Here is a 14,926-nt window from a genome sequence, read left to right as displayed (position 1 = left end):
ATGCACATGTTCACCCACATCGGGATGCTCACGCTGGCGGATGATGCGACACCGGAGCACCGTCAGGCTATCTCCGACGGACTCACCGGTCTTGCCGGTCTGATCGACGGACTGGTCGCCGTCCGGGTCGGCATCGACCTCGGGCTGACCGAGGGAAATGCGGACGTGCTGTTCCAGCTCGAGTTCGACTCTGAAGATGCCTGGCGCTCGTACGGCGCCCACCCCGCCCACAAGGCGGTCATCGCGGAGTCCATTGCCCCCGTGCTGAAGAGCAAGTCGTTCGTCCAGGTGGCAGGCTTCGCCGAGGCGCGGGCGTGACCAGCGATCTCTCGCGCGAGGACTACGCCGGTGCCGGGCTTCAGGGTGTCCTGCAGCCCGGTAGCCGGCCCGCCCTCGTGGTGATCGACCCCGCCCGGGCGTACATCGACCCCGACTGCCCGCTGTACGCGGGTGTCGAGCAGCCTTGCGAAGTCATGCGGACACTGCTCCGCGAGGCCAGAACCGTCGGGATCCCGACGTTCGTGACGCGCGTCGAGCATGATCATTCGCGTCGCGACGGCGGCGTGTTCGCTCGCAAGGTCCCCGCGACGAGATGGTTCGCGCTGGACAGCCCGTTCTCGGCATACATCGAGGGTCTCGAACCCCAGGACGGCGACATCGAGATCGTCAAGCAGTATCCGAGCGCCTTCGCGGGGACTCACCTCGCGGCTACGCTCGCGTCGATAGGGGTGGACACCCTCGTCATCACCGGTCTGTCCACGAGCGGGTGCGTGCGGGCGACCGCGACCGACGCCATGCAGTCGGGCTTCATCCCAATCGTCGTGCGGGATGCTGTGGGGGACAGGCTGGAAGGACCACACGAAGCGAACCTGTTCGACATCCAGGCCAAGATCGGCGAGGTCGTCTCGGTGGCCGAGGCGCGCACCATCATGGGAATCGGCACGTGACGCGCACTGTGCTGATCACCGGCGGCGCCGGGGAGATTGGGCGTGCCCTGGCGCGGGGCTACGCCGATGAGAACACGACGGTACATCTGGTCGACGTGGCGGATGCGGTGGTCGAGGCTGCCGCCGATGTCGACGGTGTCGCGTGGCGCATCGACCTGTCACAGGCCGACGAGGTCGCCCGGCTCGGCGAGATCGAGCGTCTCGATGTTCTCGTGAACGGCGTCGGCTATTGGCCGCCCACCCACGTGGACGAGCTGACTCCTGGCGAGTTTGCCCGATACGTCGAAATCAATCTGACCTCGGCGTACAGCGTGACTTGGACCCTGCGAAACGCGCTGCGTGCCGCCTCGGGTGCCGTCGTGAGTCTGTCTTCGGCGATCGCGATGAAAGGCCACGCCGACATGGTCCACTACGCGGCCGCGAAGGCCGGGGTACTGGGGATGACGAAGTCGTTGGCGCTGGCGCTGGGTCCGGATGGCGTGCGGGTTAACGCTGTGGCGCCTGGTCTGGTCTCGACGGCACGCAATCGCGCCGTCTGGACGCCGGAGCAGCAGGCCGCGTTCCGTGCGACGCGTGCCCTGCCCGTCGACGTCGAGATCGATGACGTCGTCCAAGCCGTACGCTTTCTCGCCTCGCGGGCAGCTCGTGTCGTGACCGGCCAGACGCTCGTCGTTGATGGTGGCACGGTCATGCACTGACGCGCCGAGACAGCGACACGCTCGCTACGGGGCGTGCGACAGTCGGTATTCCAAGGTCTCGGCGATGGCGGTGGCACCGTCGACGATGAGCTTTCGGATCAGCATGCGCTTCTCGCCGTCGGTGCGAAAAAGCGGCGCGGCGCACCCGATGGCGCCGTACATGACCCCTCGCGCGGTGATGGGGGCGGCGACGCCCCAGATGCCCTCATCGATCTCTTCGAAGCTCTCCGCCCAACCGTCCACGGCCACGCGATCCAGCGCTTCGGGGCGTAGGAGCGGACGGTCACGATCCTCCTCGGAGAGGTGGTCGAGGTAGCTCGCACGCTCGTGTGCGGGCATGGAAGCGAGGAGCACGCGAGACAGCGATCCGGTGTGCAGCGTCATCGCCTGCCCAGGTTCGAACTGAAGGCGCACCGGCCGACGCGATTCGACGCGGTCGACCGTGTATACCCGCCATCCCGATCGACGTGCGATCAGGACTGTTTCATCGATCGCGTCGCGGATGCGGCTGATGATCGGCACGGCGACCTCGCCGATCGGCGCACGGCCCGCCGTCGCGGCAGCCGCGAGCGATGCGGCCAGGTCGGTCACGCGATATTTGTTGTCTGGCGCCGCGTCCACGAGCCCCACTTCGCGCAGCAGTCCGATGTAGCGATAAACCATCGAAGCGCCCATGCCGAGCGTTTCGGCCAGCTGGGCGACCGTCCACAGCGGACGGCTCTCCGAGAAGCTCAACAGGACGCTGAGGAGTCGACGCCCGCTCTCTGCTCCAGGCACGCGTCCGCTGGGGGGTGTAGCGTCCTGAGCACGGGCCATGCGCGCGAGATTAGCATATGCTGGGATTCTGATTCCCAGATTGTGTGAGGTTGCACGTGCTTTACTCCGCCGTACCGCCCTCCGAGAAGCGACGGCAGCTTCGGCGGCGGCTCACCGCAGGGGAGCTCACCGTGCTGCCGGGCGCCTTCAGCGCTGTGTCTGCCCAGCTCATCGCGCGCCGCGGAGCGGCCGGGGTCTACGTCTCCGGCCACATGATCGCGGCGGATCTTGGCCTCCCCGATCTCGGCTTGACGACGATCACCGAGGTAGCTGAGCGCGGCCGCCAGATCGCGCGCATGGTGGATGTGCCCGTTCTGATCGACGCCGACACGGGCTTCGGTGAACCGCTCAATGCCGCGCGCAGCATCCAGAGTCTCGAAGAGGCCGGCGTCGCCGGGTGCCACATCGAAGACCAGGTCAACCCCAAGCAGTGCGGACACTCGGAGGGCATCGCCGTCGTCGACTCCAACGTCGCGGTGCGTCGCGTGCGCGCGGCCGTGGATGCCCGGCGCGATCCTGACTTCGTCGTCATCGCGCGTACCGATGCCCGCGCCGTACAGGGGCTCGATGCCGTGATCGACCGCGCGCGCGCGTTCGTCGACGCCGGAGCGGACGTTATTTTCCCCGAGGCGCTGCGCACCCCCGACGAGTACGCCGCGTTCCGGCGCGCGATCGATGTGCCCCTCATGATCAATCTCAACGAGTTTGGCCGCGGCACGCCGCTCGCTCAAGCCGAGGTGCGTGATCTCGGCTACGAACTCGCGATCTACCCTGTGACGCTCCTGCGCCTCGCGATGAACGCTGCGCTGCGCGGTATCGACGCGATCCTCGCCGACGGGTCGCAGCACGAGCTTCTGCCCGACATGCAGACCAAGGACGAGCTGTACGACCTCCTCGGCTACGACCGCTACCGCGCGTTCGACGACGCGGTGTTCGTCGCGCGCTGAGCGCGCGGCGGCATTCCGCCACTACCGTAGAACACGCATCACACCGACGGAGGAGTCATGGCGCGGACGAATGCCGAGGCGATCCCGGGCGCGGGCAGCGCGCGGAAGGTCTTGGACGTGCTGTTCTGCTTCACTGCTTCGCGGCCGGTGTGGTCTGCGCCCGAACTCGCCTCCCGGATCGACGTCTCAGCCGCCACGATGTACCGCTATCTCGCGCTGCTGCGCGACGTGGGGGTCCTCGACGACGACGGCAACGGCTCGTACCGCATGTCGATGCGCGTGCAGGCGTTTACCGCCGCGGCCGAAGCGGCGCGTTCGACGATGGAGAACATCGCGATGCCGATCATGAATCGCATCCGCGACGAGGTCGACGAGACCGTCCTGCTTGCACGCCGCGCAGGCACCCACGCCTTCTCGATCGAGCGCGTGGAATCGCGACACCAGGTGAGGATGCAGTTCGACATCGGCCAGGCCATGCCCCTCCATCTCGGGTCGATGCCGCGTGTGCTCTTGGCTGCGATGCCGGCAGCCGAGCGCGCCGATTATCTGAACAGCGTCTTCGGCGACGCGCCTCGCCCCGGCGAGCTGACCGAGGAAGCGCTGCGCGAGGTCGTCGCCAACGGCTACACCCAGAGCTTCGGCGAGATCGACGATGGGATTTGGGGCGTTGCCGCCGCGATCTCCATTGGCGGAGCGACCGGTGCCGCGCTCGGTGTCGCGGCACCGATGTACCGGCTCGACGCGCGCCAGCGCGAGCGGATCATCGCCGCGGTGCGTGATGGCGCCCGTGAGATCTCCGAGCTCGTCGCCTTCGGGTCACACGTACGCTGATGACGAACGGTCCGCCGCGCGAGTGCGCGACGGACCGTTGCTTCGACTGTTCGGGTCAATCGAAGACGACGACGGAACGAGTGATTCCGTCTCCGGCTTCGAGGGCGACTAGCGCGTCGTCGGCCTCCTCGAGAGAGATGCGAGCGGTGATCAGCTCGTCCAGCAGGAGGCGTCCGTCGCGGTACATCTGCAGGTAGCGCGGGATGTCAACGCGGAAGCGGTTGGAGCCCATGTTCGAGCCCTGCAGAGTACGGCCGAAGGTCAGGTCGACGCCGGACACCGAGATCTGCTCGCCTTCGGGAAGCAGGCCCACGATTGTCGCCGTGCCGCCGACCGTGAGCATGCGGAAGGCAGCCTCTGCGGTCACCCGCCGCCCGACTGCTTCGAAGGCGTGCTCGACGCCCCCAGAGGTCAGCTCGAGGACCTGGTCGACCTCGGTGCCGTCCGCAACCACGACGTCGGTCGCCCCGAACGTTCGCGCGGCTTCGGCCTTGGTCGGGGAGCGGTCAACCGCGATGATGCGGCCGGCGCCAGCGATTCGGGCACCCTGGACGACATTGAGTCCGACGCCGCCGCAGCCGACGACGACGACGGTCTCGCCGGGGCGGACCTTCGCGGTGTTGACGGCCGCCCCGACGCCCGTCGTGACGGCGCAACCCACGATCGCGGCGACATCGAGGGGAATGTCGGGATCGACTTTGACGAGCGCTCGCTCGTGGACGAGCATCATCTCGCTGAAGCCCGAGAGGTTCACGAACTGCGAGACCGGCTGACCGTTGCGCGACAGGCGGGGCGCCCCGCTATCGCGGCTCAGCCCACCCTGTGCGCAGAGATACATTCGCCCGCTGAGGCAGTACGAGCATTCACCGCAGAAGGCCGTGAGACAGCCGACGACGGCGTCGCCGGGTCGCAGGTAGGTCACCTGCGACCCGACGGCTTCGACGATGCCGGCGCACTCGTGTCCGAGCACGAGGGGGAGCGGGAAGGTGGTCCACGTGCCCTGCCGGAAGTGCAGGTCGCTGTGGCAGACCCCGCAGGCCTTCGTGCGGACGAGGACTTCGTGGTCCCGCGGCTGGTCGAGGACGAGGTCGTCGACCAGTTCCTGGGGCTGACCGACCTCGGTCAGAACGAGTGCGCGCATGCGTGACTCCTTCGAATCAGTTGATGCCGGGGAACGTCACGCGGGCGTCGTAGGCGACCCAGTCATCGACGTTGTCGGTGGTCCATTCGGCGAGGTCTGTCACGGTGAAGACCTCGGTCTGGGTCGGACGCGGCGACGAGCCGTCGACGATCGCGATGATGCGATCCGCCAGCTGCAGGCCGATCTCGGTGGGCTCGAGGTCCCACGTCGCGTGGATGGCGCCCTGGCGGATGCCGTCGATGCCCTGGCTCTCGGCGTTGAGGCCCGTCACGATGACATCGCGACCGGATGCCTGTACGGCGAGACCGGCACCGAGTGCGGGGCCGTCGCCCATGGTCCACATCGCGGTGAGGTTCGGGAAGCGCGTCAGCAGGTCTTCGGCGATCGGGCGCGCCGTCGCCGCGTCATCGGGGATCGCACGCTCGCGCGCGACGATCTCGAGATCCGGGCATTCCGCCTCGATCGTGTTGAGGAATGCGTCCCAGCGCTCGGCGAGGACGGGGATGTCGACGGCTTCGATGAGGGCGATCTCGCCGGTGCCGCCGGTCTGTTCGCACATGTAGTGACCGGACAGCTCGCCGAGCTCGGTCGAAGGCAGATCGACCTGCACGAGGACGTCATCGTTCCCGGTGCCGCCGATCGAGTAGAGGTCGATGCCTGCGTCGGTTGCACGCTGCAGAGAGCCCTGGATCGCGTTGGGGTCACCAGCGAGGTTGAGCACGATCGCATCGACGCCCTGGTCGATGAACTGGTCGACCTGCGACACCTGGGCGTTGATGTCCAGCGCGGCGTCGAGGAATTTGACCTCGATGCCCGCTTCGATGAGGCCGGCAGCGAGCGCCTCGTATTGTGCACGCGCGCCTTCGATCGCGTAGTTGGCGCCCGAGATGCCGACGACGTAGGTTCCGTCGCTGTCGGCGCCTGGTGCTGTGGTGCCTTCGCCGGCGGGCGTCGACGAGACGCTGCAGCCGGCAAGAGCAATACCTGCGGCGAGCGTCATCGCCGCCGTGACCGTCCAGCGACGGTGAGTGAGTCGTGCCATGGATTCTCCTTGTTCGTGGTGGTAGTGCTGAGTCACGTGCGATTGCGGATGCGGTCCAGCGCGATGGCGAGGACGAGGATGATGCCCGTCGCGATGCCCTGCCAGTACGACGGCACACCGGCGAGAGTGATGCCGTTTGCGATGACGCCGAGGAAGAGCACGCCGATCGCGGTGCCGCCGATGTTGCCCGCGCCGCCTGAGAAGCTCGCGCCGCCGAGCAGCACGGCTGCCGCTGCTGAGAGCTCGAGGCCGAGAGCGCCGCTCACGGGTTGTGACGACGTGAGTCGTCCGGCCAGCATGATCGCCGCGATGCCCGCGGTCAGCGCGGCGATCGCATACACCGTCAGACGGATGCGGCGAACGTTCACGCCCGCGAGCCGGGCTGCCGCGGCGTTTCCACCCACGGCGTACACCGAACGCCCGAAGCGCGTCCAGCGCATCACGATGAACGCGACGATGCCGACCGCGATGGCGATGAGCACGGGGATGGACAGCCCGTTGATCGTGCCGTCGCCGATGATCTGCACGATCGGGTAGGGCATCGTCGAGACGGGGATGCCGTTGCTCAGCACGAGCGCCGCGCCGCGGAACAGCTCCATCATGGCGAGCGTGACGACGAAGAAGTTGAAACCCCCGTAGGCGATCAGCACACCGTTGAACACCGTCCCGAGCAGCGTGCATCCGATGACCGTGAGGAGGATCGCCAGGATCGGGTCGATGCCTGAGACGAGCATCATGGCGAGCATCACGCCGCCGAGGGCCGTCATCGATCCGAGCGACAGGTCGAGCCCGCCGCTGATGATGACGAAGGTCATGCCCACCGCGATGACGAACAGCACGGAGTTCGTGCGCAGGATGTTCAGGATGTTGCCGTAGGTCAGGAAGTTCTCCTGCGTCACGGCGAGGACGAGAACGAGCACGATGAGTGCGGCGCCCACACCGAGGTAGCGCAGGGCGAGGGACTGCAGCGAACGGCGCGGCGCGGCGTTCATGATCGGCAGCGTGTCGGTCATCGGTGGGTCCCTTCTGCGGTGGCGACTTCGTGCGCCCCGGCTGCCTGATAGGCGATGAGTTCTTCCGTCGCCTCGTCCGCAGAGAACTCCGCGACGATGCGCCCGTGGAACATGACGTAGATCCGGTCGCAGACACCGAGGAGCTCGGGCAGCTCGGACGAGACGACCAACAGGCCCATGCCCTGCGAGACCAGCTCAGCGATCTCGGCGTAGATGTCCTCCTTGGCGCCCACGTCGACGCCCCGCGTGGGCTCGTCGAGCAGAAGCACGCGCGGTTTCGTCGCGAGCTCGCGGGCGATGACGACCTTCTGCTGGTTTCCGCCGGACAGCTGGGAGACGATCTGCTCGGGGCTGCTCGCCTTGATGCGCAGGCCCCGGGAACCCTGTTCGTAGGCTTCGCGGTCGAAGCGCTTGGTGATGAACGAGAGCGGTCCGCGCTCGTTCATGAGCGCGAGGGCGGCGTTGCGCAGGATCGACCAGCCCATCACCAGGCCCTCGGCCTTTCGGTCCTCGGGCACGTAGCCGATGCCGAGTCGGTGGGCGTCGCGAGGACTGCGGATCTGCACCGGCGTGCCATCGAGCTTGATGACGCCGCGCTTGGCCTTTCGGGTTCCCATGATCGTGCGCAGGATGGCGCTGCGGCCGCTGCCGACCAGACCCGCGATGCCGACGACCTCGCCCGAGCGCACCGTGAGGTCGATGTCGCGCAGGTGTCCGCGCGTGAGTCCCTGGATCTCCAGGACCGGTGAGCCCGGATCGACCTCGGCCTTGTGCCAGTAGTCGGCCAGATCGCGACCGACCATCATGGCGACGAGCGCGCGCTCGTTCGTGTCGGCGATGAGGGTCGCTCCGACATAGCGGCCGTCGCGCAGGACGGTCGCCCGGTCGGCGATCTCCATCACCTCTTTCATGCGGTGCGAGATGAAGGCGATCGCGACGCCTTCATCTCGAAGACGCTCGAGCACCGCCACCAGGCGGATGACGTCGGCCTCATCCAGCGAGCTGGTCGCCTCGTCCAGAAGAAGCACGCGGGGGGTGACGACGAGGGCCTTGGCGACTTCGACGAGCTGGCGACGCCCCGTCGAGAGCGAGCTCACGGGCGCCTTCGAGTCGATGCCGAAGCCGAGGCCGTCGAGCAGGGCCTGAGCCTGACGATGCACTGCCCGCCAGCTCACCCCGCCCCTGCCGGGCAGGCGCCCGAGCATGATGTTCTCACCGACGGTGAGTGCCGGTGCGAGCTGGGGCTCCTGCTGGACGAGCGCGATGCCCAGGTCCTTGGCCTTTTTCGGGGTCAGGGTCGCCCGTGCCTCGCCGAAGACGACGAGTTCACCGGCCGTGGGCTCCTGCGAGCCGGCGATGAGGGAGAGGAACGTCGACTTGCCCGAGCCGTTCTCGCCCATGACGGCATGGATCTCTCCCGGATAGAGCTCGAGTGCCGCGTCCTTCAGTGCGACGACGCCCGGGTAGATCTTCGTGACGCCTGTGGCGCGGATGACGGACTCGGTCATGAGCGCTGGATGCCGCCGTCGATGCTGATGATCTGACCGGTCATGAAGTCGGACCCCGCACTCGCAAGGAACACCGTCAGCGGCCCGATCTCGTCGGACCGGCCGACGCGACCGAGGGGCGTCGTGGACTCGATCGCGGTCATGACTTCGGGCAGCGAGAGCAGGTGTGAGTTGATGTCGGTCGCGAAGGCGCCGGGCGCGATCGAGTTGACGGTAAGAGTCGGTGCCCACTCCCACGCGAGGGTTTTCGTCATGGCGATGACGGCACCCTTGCTCGCCGAGTAGGCGACCCATCCCTCGCTGCCGCGGATGCCGATATCGGAAGCGACCGTGACGAGCTTGCCGTGGCCCTGGTTGAGCATGCGCGACCCGAACGCCCGCAGCGTCGAGAAGGTGCCGTTGACGTTCGTCTTCAGGATTCGGTCGAACTCGTCGATCGAGGTCTCTCGTGCGGGCTTGGTGAGTGAGATGCCGGCGTTGGCGAAGACGACGTCGACGCCGCCGGTCGCCTCCCAGATCGCTGCAGCGGTGCTCTCCACCGCCGGGGCGTCGGTGACGTCCAACGCGTAGGGGAGCGCGGTGCCCACGCCGTCGGCGCCGATCAGCTGCACCGTCTCATCCAGAGCGGCGAGGTCGCGGCCGGTGACGACGACGGCCGCACCGGCGAGGGCGGTTGCCCGGGCCATCGCTCGACCGAGTCCGCGGCTCGCGCCGGTGACGACGACCGTCTTGCCCTCGAGCGTGCGGGTGGCAGGGTGCACGGATGCTTCGGACATCGTTGTTCGCTCCTCTTGATCCGCGGCCCCCGATCCGACTACATTCGCATCATGTGCGACTGGGCTCGCAGTACTTGAGAATAGGGATGCTCAGGTGTCGGGGTCAAGAACCCGAACATGTCGATATACAAACGAAAGCGAGCGGCCGCCATGACGATCGATCGGCAGCGATTCTTCATCAACGGCGAGTGGGTCGCCCCGGCGGACCCCTCGCGCAGCATCCCGATCTACAGCTCGGTCACGGAAGAGGTGCTCGAGACCGTCCCCGCGGGGACCGCCGATGACGTGGACCGAGCCGTGCGCGCCGCACATGCCGCGTTCCCCGCCTGGTCGGCGCTTCCGGTCTGCGAGCGCGCCGCCTATCTGCGCAAGCTCGCCGCGGGCCTGCGCGCCCGCGTCGACGACATTGCGCCCCTCATCAGCCTCGAGGTGGGCATGCCCATCGCGGGAGCGCGGGGGTACCAGACGCTGCGTGCGGCCGATTTCTTCGAGATCTTCGCCGACCTCGGCGAATCGATGGCCTTCGAGGAGCGCCTCGGTGACTCCCTCATCATCAAGGAGCCCGTCGGAGTCGTCGCCGCGATCAGCCCGTCGAACTTCCCGCTGCTGCTGACCCTGGTCAAGCTCGGCCCTGCGCTCGTAACCGGCTGCACCGTGGTGGTGAAGCCGCCTGAGACGGCGCCCGGCGCCCTGTTCCACCTCGCCGAGGTCGCCGAAGAGATCGGGATGCCGCCGGGGGTCATCAACCTCATCACGGGCTACGGACCCGAGTCGGGCGAGCCTCTGGCGACGCACCCGCTCGTGGACATGATCAGCTTCACGGGCTCTACCGGCGTCGGCCGTCGTCTTCTCGAACTCGGCTCGCAGACGATCAAGCGCGCCCACCTCGAGCTGGGAGGAAAATCGGCCGCCATCGTGCTGGATGACGCCGACCTGTCGGTCGCACTGCAGCGCGCCACCGACCAGGCCTTCACGAACGCGGGTCAGGTCTGCTTCGCGTGGTCCCGCCTCCTGGTACCCCGTTCACGTCTCGCCGAGAGCGAGGAGATCCTGCGCGAGATCGTCGGCGCACATCGTGTGGGCGACCCGCTCGACCCCGAGACGACACTCGGTCCGATCGTCACGAGCGCTGCACGCGATCGTGTTCGTAGCTACATTGATGGCGCAATTGCCGACGGAGCGCGCGTGGTGACGGGCGGCCGCGCTCTGCCGCGCGGGATCGATCGTGGATACTTCGTCCAGCCGACGATCCTCTCTGGTGTCGACAACGGCATGCGGATCGCCCAGGAGGAGGTATTCGGTCCTGTCGTCGCCCTTATCGCGCACGACGGTGATGACGATGCCGTGCGCATCGCGAACGACTCGATCTTTGGTCTGCACGGGGCAGTCTTCTCACCGGACGAAGACCGCTCGCTTTCCGTCGCCCGGCGGATGCGCACGGGACAGGTGGATCTCAACGGGTTCAAGCTCGGTGGTGAGGCACCCTTCGGCGGTTTCAAGCAGTCCGGGCTCGGCCGCGAGCTCGGAGCCCACGGCATCCAGGAGTATCTCGAGATCAAGTCGATCCAGCTGTAGCCTCACGTCGGGCCGCGTTTGATCGATGCGGCCCGACGGATATCGATGCGGCCCGACGGATGCAGCCCGCTACGCGCGCACGTCGCGGCGGGGCAGCACCCACCCGGCGCGGGGGAAATGGCAGGTGTACCCGTTCGGGTACGTGATCAGGTAGTCCTGGTGCTCGGGCTCGGCCTCCCAGAAAGGGCCGGACGGCTCGATCGTCGTGACGACGGCACCCGGCCAGAGGCCCGAGGCGTCGACGTCGGCGATCGTGTCGCGCGCGACCTGCTCCTGCTCGGGCGTCACGGGGAAGATCGCGGACCGGTAGCTCGTGCCGATGTCGTTGCCCTGGCGATTGAGCGTCGACGGGTCGTGGATCTGGAAGAAGAACGCCAGGATGTCGCGATACGACGTCTGCGCCGGGTCGAAGACGACCTCGATGGCCTCGGCGTGCCCGGGGTGGTTGCGGTAGGTCGGGTGGGCGTTCTCGCCGCCCGTGTATCCGACGCGCGTCGCGAGCACGCCGGGCTGCCGGCGGATGAGGTCTTCCATGCCCCAGAAGCATCCGCCCGCGAGGACGGCGGTCTCGGTGCCGGGGGTCTGCGTGATCGTGCCGGTGTCGTCGGTCATGGCTTCTCCTGAGCGGTGCGCGGGCGTCCTCCAGCAGTATCTCAGCCCACGGGGGGAGGAGGGCCGGACCCGACATGAGGCAGGCTGGAACGATGGTCACTTTCACCGACAAACGACCGATCCGCCGCGCGGCGGCCGGCTTCGCAGCTGCCGTGCTCGCCCTCGCGCTCGCCGCGTGCGCCGTGACGCCCGACGCGCCGACCGAGACGTTCGAGATCCCGGACACCGCCGTGGGGAGTCAGGCGCAGTGGGTGCTCGACGAGATCAACGCCGACGCGGTGAGCGACGCGGCCGAGATCGAGGAGCGCTTCGACCCCGTCATGCTCGAGGAGGTCTCCGTCGAGGATCTGCGGTCCATCCTCGGCCAGATGCAGGACGCCAAGCCGTGGCGCGTCGAGACGTACGACGGCGGCGACGAGCAGGCGCGCGTGCGCATCGCCTCGTCGGCGGCCGAGTACGACATGACCGTCTCGGTCGGCTCGGACGGGCGCATGAACGGGCTCTTCTTCGGGATGCCGCAGCCCGACCGCGTCCCCGCGGCGAGCTGGGACGAACTGCGCGCCGAGATCGAGGCCCTGCCGTACGACGCCTCGCTGCAGGTGCGGACCGTCGGCTCCGACGCGCCCGACGAGCTCATCGGCGATGCGTCGGCCGCTCCGATCGGATCGATCTTCAAACTCTACGTGCTCGGCGCGGTCGTCGACGCCGTCGAGCGCGGCGATCTCGCGTGGGAGACCCCGCTCACGATCGACGGCGAGGTGCGGAGCCTGCCCAGCGGCGAGCTGCAGGATCTGCCCGACGGCTCGACTGTGACGGCGCTCGAAGCGGCCGAGAAGATGATCGCGATCAGCGACAACACGGCGACCGACGCCCTCATCCGTGCGGTCGGCCGCGAGGCCGCCGAGGCGGCGCTCGCCGAGATGGGGCACCACGACCCCGCGATCAACACGCCCTTCGTGACGACGCGCGAGCTTTTCTGGCTCGGATGGGCAGACCCGTCGCTGCGCGAGCGGTGGGCGGATGCCGCGACCCCGGCCGAGCGCGAAGCGATCCTCGCCGACGTGCCCGCGGGCGTGCCCGACATCGCGAGCGGCGACTGGGCGGTGACGGCCTGGCAGTCGGGCGTCGACTGGTTCGCGACGCCCGACGACATCGCGCGGGCGCACATCGCCCTGCAGGAGCGGGCATCGACGGATGCCGGGGCGCCGGTGCGCGGCATCCTCTCGGCCAATCCCGGGCTCGACCTCGGCGAGGAGTGGTCGTACGTCGGCTACAAGGGCGGCAGCTCGATCGGCGTGCTCGCCGGGTCGTGGTACCTCGAGCGCGACGGCGCCGAACCCGTCGTGCTGACGGCGTTCGCGCGCTCGGACGACCCGGCCGCCGTCGCCGACCCGACGGCGTTCTTCGCGATCGCCGAGGACGCCGCCGCGCTGCTCGCCGCCGGCTGATCGCGGCCCGGTGGCGGGCGGCCCGGTGGCCCGAGGCCCGGCGGCCCTGGCCGTTCGCGCGCACGAAACCTGCGGTCGCGGATGCCGCTGACGTGCGCGTGCGCGGTTTCGACGCGCGCGAACTCCCACGCCATCCCGACGTCGCCCCGAGGCACGAGCGATACCCTCGATCCGTGACCTCGAACCAGTCGGGCGGCGCCGTCGACGCGGCACCGAGCTATCCCGCGAAGCCGCTCATCCTGTCGTTCCTGATCGACGCCGTACTCGTCACGATCTTCGCGGCGATCGGGCGCGCGAGCCACGACGACCATCCGCTCATCGGTCTGTGGGACACCGCGTGGACGTTTCTCCTCGCCCTCGTGATCGCCTGGGGCGTGAGCCTGGCGTGGCGAGCACCGATGGCGCCGGTGCGCACGGGGCTGCCGGTGTGGGCCATCACGGTCGCGGGCGCCATGCTGCTTCGGATCCTGAGCGGTCAGGGCACGCAGTTCGCATTCGTCATCGTCGCGGCATCCGTGCTTCTGGTCATGCTCGTCGGCTGGCGGCTCATCGCCGGACTCGTGACCCGCGCGCGCTGAGGGTCGGCGCCCCGCGCTGACCGGGCGACAATGGACGGATGCCCGAACCTTCGAGTCCGATCGCCGATCACGAGTACGTCTTGCTCACGACCTACCGCAAGACCGGCGTGCCGGTGGGCACCCCCGTGTGGATCGTCCGCGACGGCGATGAGCTGCTCGTCACGACCGGAGGCGGTTCCGGCAAGGTCAAGCGCCTCCGGCACACTCCGCGTGTCACCCTGACCCCGTGCGATGCGCGCGGCAATCCCGCCGACGACGCGGACTCCGTCGAAGCGACCGCCGTCGTGCGGGATGACGCGGCGACACTGGGTCGTCTCGATCGCGCGCTCGCGGCCAAGTACGGCGTGAAATACAAGATGCTCCGTGCGGCGCAGAAGCTCCGTCGCGCGCAGAGCGCGTCGGTCGCGCTCGTCATCTCGTAGCGAGCTTCCTCCCCAGGCGGGGCGATCGCCGACGTTCTCCACCGACCGGGATCTGCACGTCGCGGGGCGCTGGGGCGCCGTCAGGGTGGACGCATGACACCGACCAGACGAGACCTCGACCGCAACCGGATCCTCACGAGCGACGAAGCCCTCACCGATCAACTCGGCCTGCTGCTCGAGCGGGCGATCAATCCACGGCAGCTGTGGCTGCTGTTCCTCGACGCGGGCGATCGATTGACCGACTCGATCATGCCGTGCGACGACTACCCGCAGGACCCCGACGAGATCGTCCGAGTACCCGATCTCGGGCATGTCACGAACGCGAGCGTCCTCGCGGCGCACCTGGGGGATCTCTGCACGTGGACGGATGCCGCGAGCGTCGTGCTCGTCTGGGAGCGGCCCGGTCCGCCCGAGTTCGGCTCCGACGAGCTCAGATGGGCACGTGCCATGTCAGACGCGTGTCGCCACGCCGAGGTGCCGCTGCGCGGGCAGTTCCGTCTGCACGACGACGGTGTGCGGATTCTGACCCCCGACGACTACCTCGGTGAAGCGGCGATCGCGGTGTGAGCGCT

At 68.2% G+C, this 14,926-nt stretch carries 17 protein-coding genes; 10 read left to right on the top strand and 7 right to left on the bottom strand.

What is annotated here, in order from left to right; translation table 11 throughout:
• Positions 1-6 precede the first annotated feature (6 nt).
• From ACWIBS_RS02805 to ACWIBS_RS02795, 3 genes are read left to right on the top strand one after another with little or no spacing between them, the layout of a single operon-like run.
• The gene (locus tag ACWIBS_RS02805) at positions 7-318 is read left to right on the top strand and encodes a Dabb family protein (protein ID WP_376125472.1); all 312 of its coding nucleotides are present in this window, start codon (positions 7-9) and stop codon (positions 316-318) included.
• On the top strand, positions 315-947 hold the full coding sequence (locus ACWIBS_RS02800; RefSeq protein WP_376125474.1) for an isochorismatase family protein: 633 nt from the start codon (positions 315-317) through the stop codon (positions 945-947). Before ACWIBS_RS02805 ends, ACWIBS_RS02800 begins: the two co-directional genes overlap by 4 nt.
• Positions 944-1,645 (top strand): SDR family NAD(P)-dependent oxidoreductase, encoded by a 702-nt coding sequence (locus ACWIBS_RS02795; protein WP_376125477.1) that lies wholly within the window; start codon positions 944-946, stop codon positions 1,643-1,645. Before ACWIBS_RS02800 ends, ACWIBS_RS02795 begins: the two co-directional genes overlap by 4 nt.
• Positions 1,646-1,669: 24 nt before the next feature.
• On the opposite strand, the gene ACWIBS_RS02790 is transcribed toward ACWIBS_RS02795, so the two are convergent.
• On the bottom strand, positions 1,670-2,461 hold the full coding sequence (locus ACWIBS_RS02790) for an IclR family transcriptional regulator (RefSeq protein WP_376125480.1): 792 nt from the start codon (positions 2,459-2,461) through the stop codon (positions 1,670-1,672).
• Positions 2,462-2,517: 56 nt separating this feature from the next.
• Here ACWIBS_RS02790 and prpB point away from each other — a divergent pair, with 56 nt between their 5' ends.
• Together prpB and ACWIBS_RS02780 are read left to right on the top strand one after the other, a co-directional pair.
• Positions 2,518-3,408, top strand: a complete 891-nt coding sequence (gene prpB / locus ACWIBS_RS02785; protein ID WP_376125483.1) for a methylisocitrate lyase — start codon at positions 2,518-2,520, stop codon at positions 3,406-3,408.
• Positions 3,409-3,465: 57 nt separating this feature from the next.
• Positions 3,466-4,239 carry an IclR family transcriptional regulator gene (locus tag ACWIBS_RS02780; RefSeq protein ID WP_376125485.1) on the top strand — a complete coding sequence of 258 codons (774 nt, stop codon included), beginning with the start codon at positions 3,466-3,468 and terminating at the stop codon, positions 4,237-4,239.
• Between the two features lie 55 nt (positions 4,240-4,294).
• Here ACWIBS_RS02780 and ACWIBS_RS02775 read toward each other — a convergent pair whose 3' ends face one another.
• The 5 genes from ACWIBS_RS02775 to ACWIBS_RS02755 are packed head-to-tail and all read right to left on the bottom strand — an operon-like array spanning position 4,295 to position 9,719.
• Positions 4,295-5,380 carry a Zn-dependent alcohol dehydrogenase gene (locus ACWIBS_RS02775; RefSeq protein ID WP_376125487.1) on the bottom strand — a complete coding sequence of 362 codons (1,086 nt, stop codon included), beginning with the start codon at positions 5,378-5,380 and terminating at the stop codon, positions 4,295-4,297.
• Between the two features lie 16 nt (positions 5,381-5,396).
• On the bottom strand, positions 5,397-6,422 hold the full coding sequence (locus ACWIBS_RS02770) for a sugar ABC transporter substrate-binding protein (protein WP_376125490.1): 1,026 nt from the start codon (positions 6,420-6,422) through the stop codon (positions 5,397-5,399).
• Between the two features lie 32 nt (positions 6,423-6,454).
• Complete coding sequence (locus ACWIBS_RS02765; RefSeq protein WP_376125493.1) at positions 6,455-7,435, bottom strand: ABC transporter permease; 981 nt, start codon at positions 7,433-7,435, stop codon at positions 6,455-6,457.
• Positions 7,432-8,943 carry a sugar ABC transporter ATP-binding protein gene (locus ACWIBS_RS02760; protein WP_376125496.1) on the bottom strand — a complete coding sequence of 504 codons (1,512 nt, stop codon included), beginning with the start codon at positions 8,941-8,943 and terminating at the stop codon, positions 7,432-7,434. Before ACWIBS_RS02760 ends, ACWIBS_RS02765 begins: the two co-directional genes overlap by 4 nt.
• Positions 8,940-9,719, bottom strand: a complete 780-nt coding sequence (locus tag ACWIBS_RS02755) for an SDR family NAD(P)-dependent oxidoreductase (protein ID WP_376125499.1) — start codon at positions 9,717-9,719, stop codon at positions 8,940-8,942. The genes ACWIBS_RS02760 and ACWIBS_RS02755 overlap by 4 nt, the downstream gene beginning before the upstream one ends.
• Positions 9,720-9,836: 117 nt before the next feature.
• On the opposite strand from ACWIBS_RS02755, the gene ACWIBS_RS02750 reads away from it, so the two are divergent.
• Positions 9,837-11,294, top strand: coding sequence for an aldehyde dehydrogenase family protein (locus tag ACWIBS_RS02750; RefSeq protein WP_376125502.1), 1,458 nt, complete (start codon positions 9,837-9,839; stop codon positions 11,292-11,294).
• A 69-nt stretch (positions 11,295-11,363) separates the two neighbouring features.
• Here the strand turns inward: ACWIBS_RS02750 and msrA are convergent, their stop codons facing one another.
• Entirely contained in the window at positions 11,364-11,906 is a 543-nt protein-coding gene (msrA, locus tag ACWIBS_RS02745; RefSeq protein ID WP_376125503.1) for a peptide-methionine (S)-S-oxide reductase MsrA, read from the bottom strand.
• Positions 11,907-11,998: 92 nt separating this feature from the next.
• Between msrA and ACWIBS_RS02740 the strand changes: the two genes are divergently transcribed.
• From ACWIBS_RS02740 to ACWIBS_RS02725, 4 genes are all read left to right on the top strand, one after another.
• Positions 11,999-13,354: a serine hydrolase gene (locus ACWIBS_RS02740; protein ID WP_376125506.1), complete on the top strand. Its 1,356-nt coding sequence runs from the start codon at positions 11,999-12,001 to the stop codon at positions 13,352-13,354.
• A 173-nt stretch (positions 13,355-13,527) separates the two neighbouring features.
• Positions 13,528-13,932, top strand: coding sequence for a DUF3054 domain-containing protein (locus tag ACWIBS_RS02735; protein ID WP_376125509.1), 405 nt, complete (start codon positions 13,528-13,530; stop codon positions 13,930-13,932).
• Between the two features lie 38 nt (positions 13,933-13,970).
• Entirely contained in the window at positions 13,971-14,354 is a 384-nt protein-coding gene (locus tag ACWIBS_RS02730; protein WP_376125512.1) for a PPOX class F420-dependent oxidoreductase, read from the top strand.
• Positions 14,355-14,447: 93 nt separating this feature from the next.
• A complete protein-coding gene (locus ACWIBS_RS02725; RefSeq protein ID WP_376125514.1) occupies positions 14,448-14,921 on the top strand; it encodes a hypothetical protein in 474 nt (157 codons plus the stop codon).
• The last annotated feature ends 5 nt before the right edge of the window (positions 14,922-14,926 follow it).

The organism is Microbacterium sp. NPDC055442 (assembly GCF_053644215.1).
The sequence above is the reverse complement of the archived record's forward strand: the minus strand, read 5'-3'. Positions and strand labels throughout refer to the sequence as shown.

What these genes read in the sequence shown, in the direction of transcription:
- ACWIBS_RS02805 (WP_376125472.1), top strand. Translation starts at nt 7, where the DNA reads ATGTTCACCCACATCGGGATGCTCACGCTGGCGGATGATGCGACACCG.
- ACWIBS_RS02790 (WP_376125480.1), bottom strand. Translation starts at nt 2,461, where the DNA reads ATGGCCCGTGCTCAGGACGCTACACCCCCCAGCGGACGCGTGCCTGGA.
- ACWIBS_RS02780 (WP_376125485.1), top strand. Translation starts at nt 3,466, where the DNA reads ATGGCGCGGACGAATGCCGAGGCGATCCCGGGCGCGGGCAGCGCGCGG.
- ACWIBS_RS02775 (WP_376125487.1), bottom strand. Translation starts at nt 5,380, where the DNA reads ATGCGCGCACTCGTTCTGACCGAGGTCGGTCAGCCCCAGGAACTGGTC.
- ACWIBS_RS02770 (WP_376125490.1), bottom strand. Translation starts at nt 6,422, where the DNA reads ATGGCACGACTCACTCACCGTCGCTGGACGGTCACGGCGGCGATGACG.
- ACWIBS_RS02765 (WP_376125493.1), bottom strand. Translation starts at nt 7,435, where the DNA reads ATGACCGACACGCTGCCGATCATGAACGCCGCGCCGCGCCGTTCGCTG.
- ACWIBS_RS02760 (WP_376125496.1), bottom strand. Translation starts at nt 8,943, where the DNA reads ATGACCGAGTCCGTCATCCGCGCCACAGGCGTCACGAAGATCTACCCG.
- ACWIBS_RS02755 (WP_376125499.1), bottom strand. Translation starts at nt 9,719, where the DNA reads ATGTCCGAAGCATCCGTGCACCCTGCCACCCGCACGCTCGAGGGCAAG.
- ACWIBS_RS02750 (WP_376125502.1), top strand. Translation starts at nt 9,837, where the DNA reads ATGTCGATATACAAACGAAAGCGAGCGGCCGCCATGACGATCGATCGG.
- msrA (WP_376125503.1), bottom strand. Translation starts at nt 11,906, where the DNA reads ATGACCGACGACACCGGCACGATCACGCAGACCCCCGGCACCGAGACC.
- ACWIBS_RS02740 (WP_376125506.1), top strand. Translation starts at nt 11,999, where the DNA reads ATGGTCACTTTCACCGACAAACGACCGATCCGCCGCGCGGCGGCCGGC.
- ACWIBS_RS02730 (WP_376125512.1), top strand. Translation starts at nt 13,971, where the DNA reads ATGCCCGAACCTTCGAGTCCGATCGCCGATCACGAGTACGTCTTGCTC.
- ACWIBS_RS02725 (WP_376125514.1), top strand. Translation starts at nt 14,448, where the DNA reads ATGACACCGACCAGACGAGACCTCGACCGCAACCGGATCCTCACGAGC.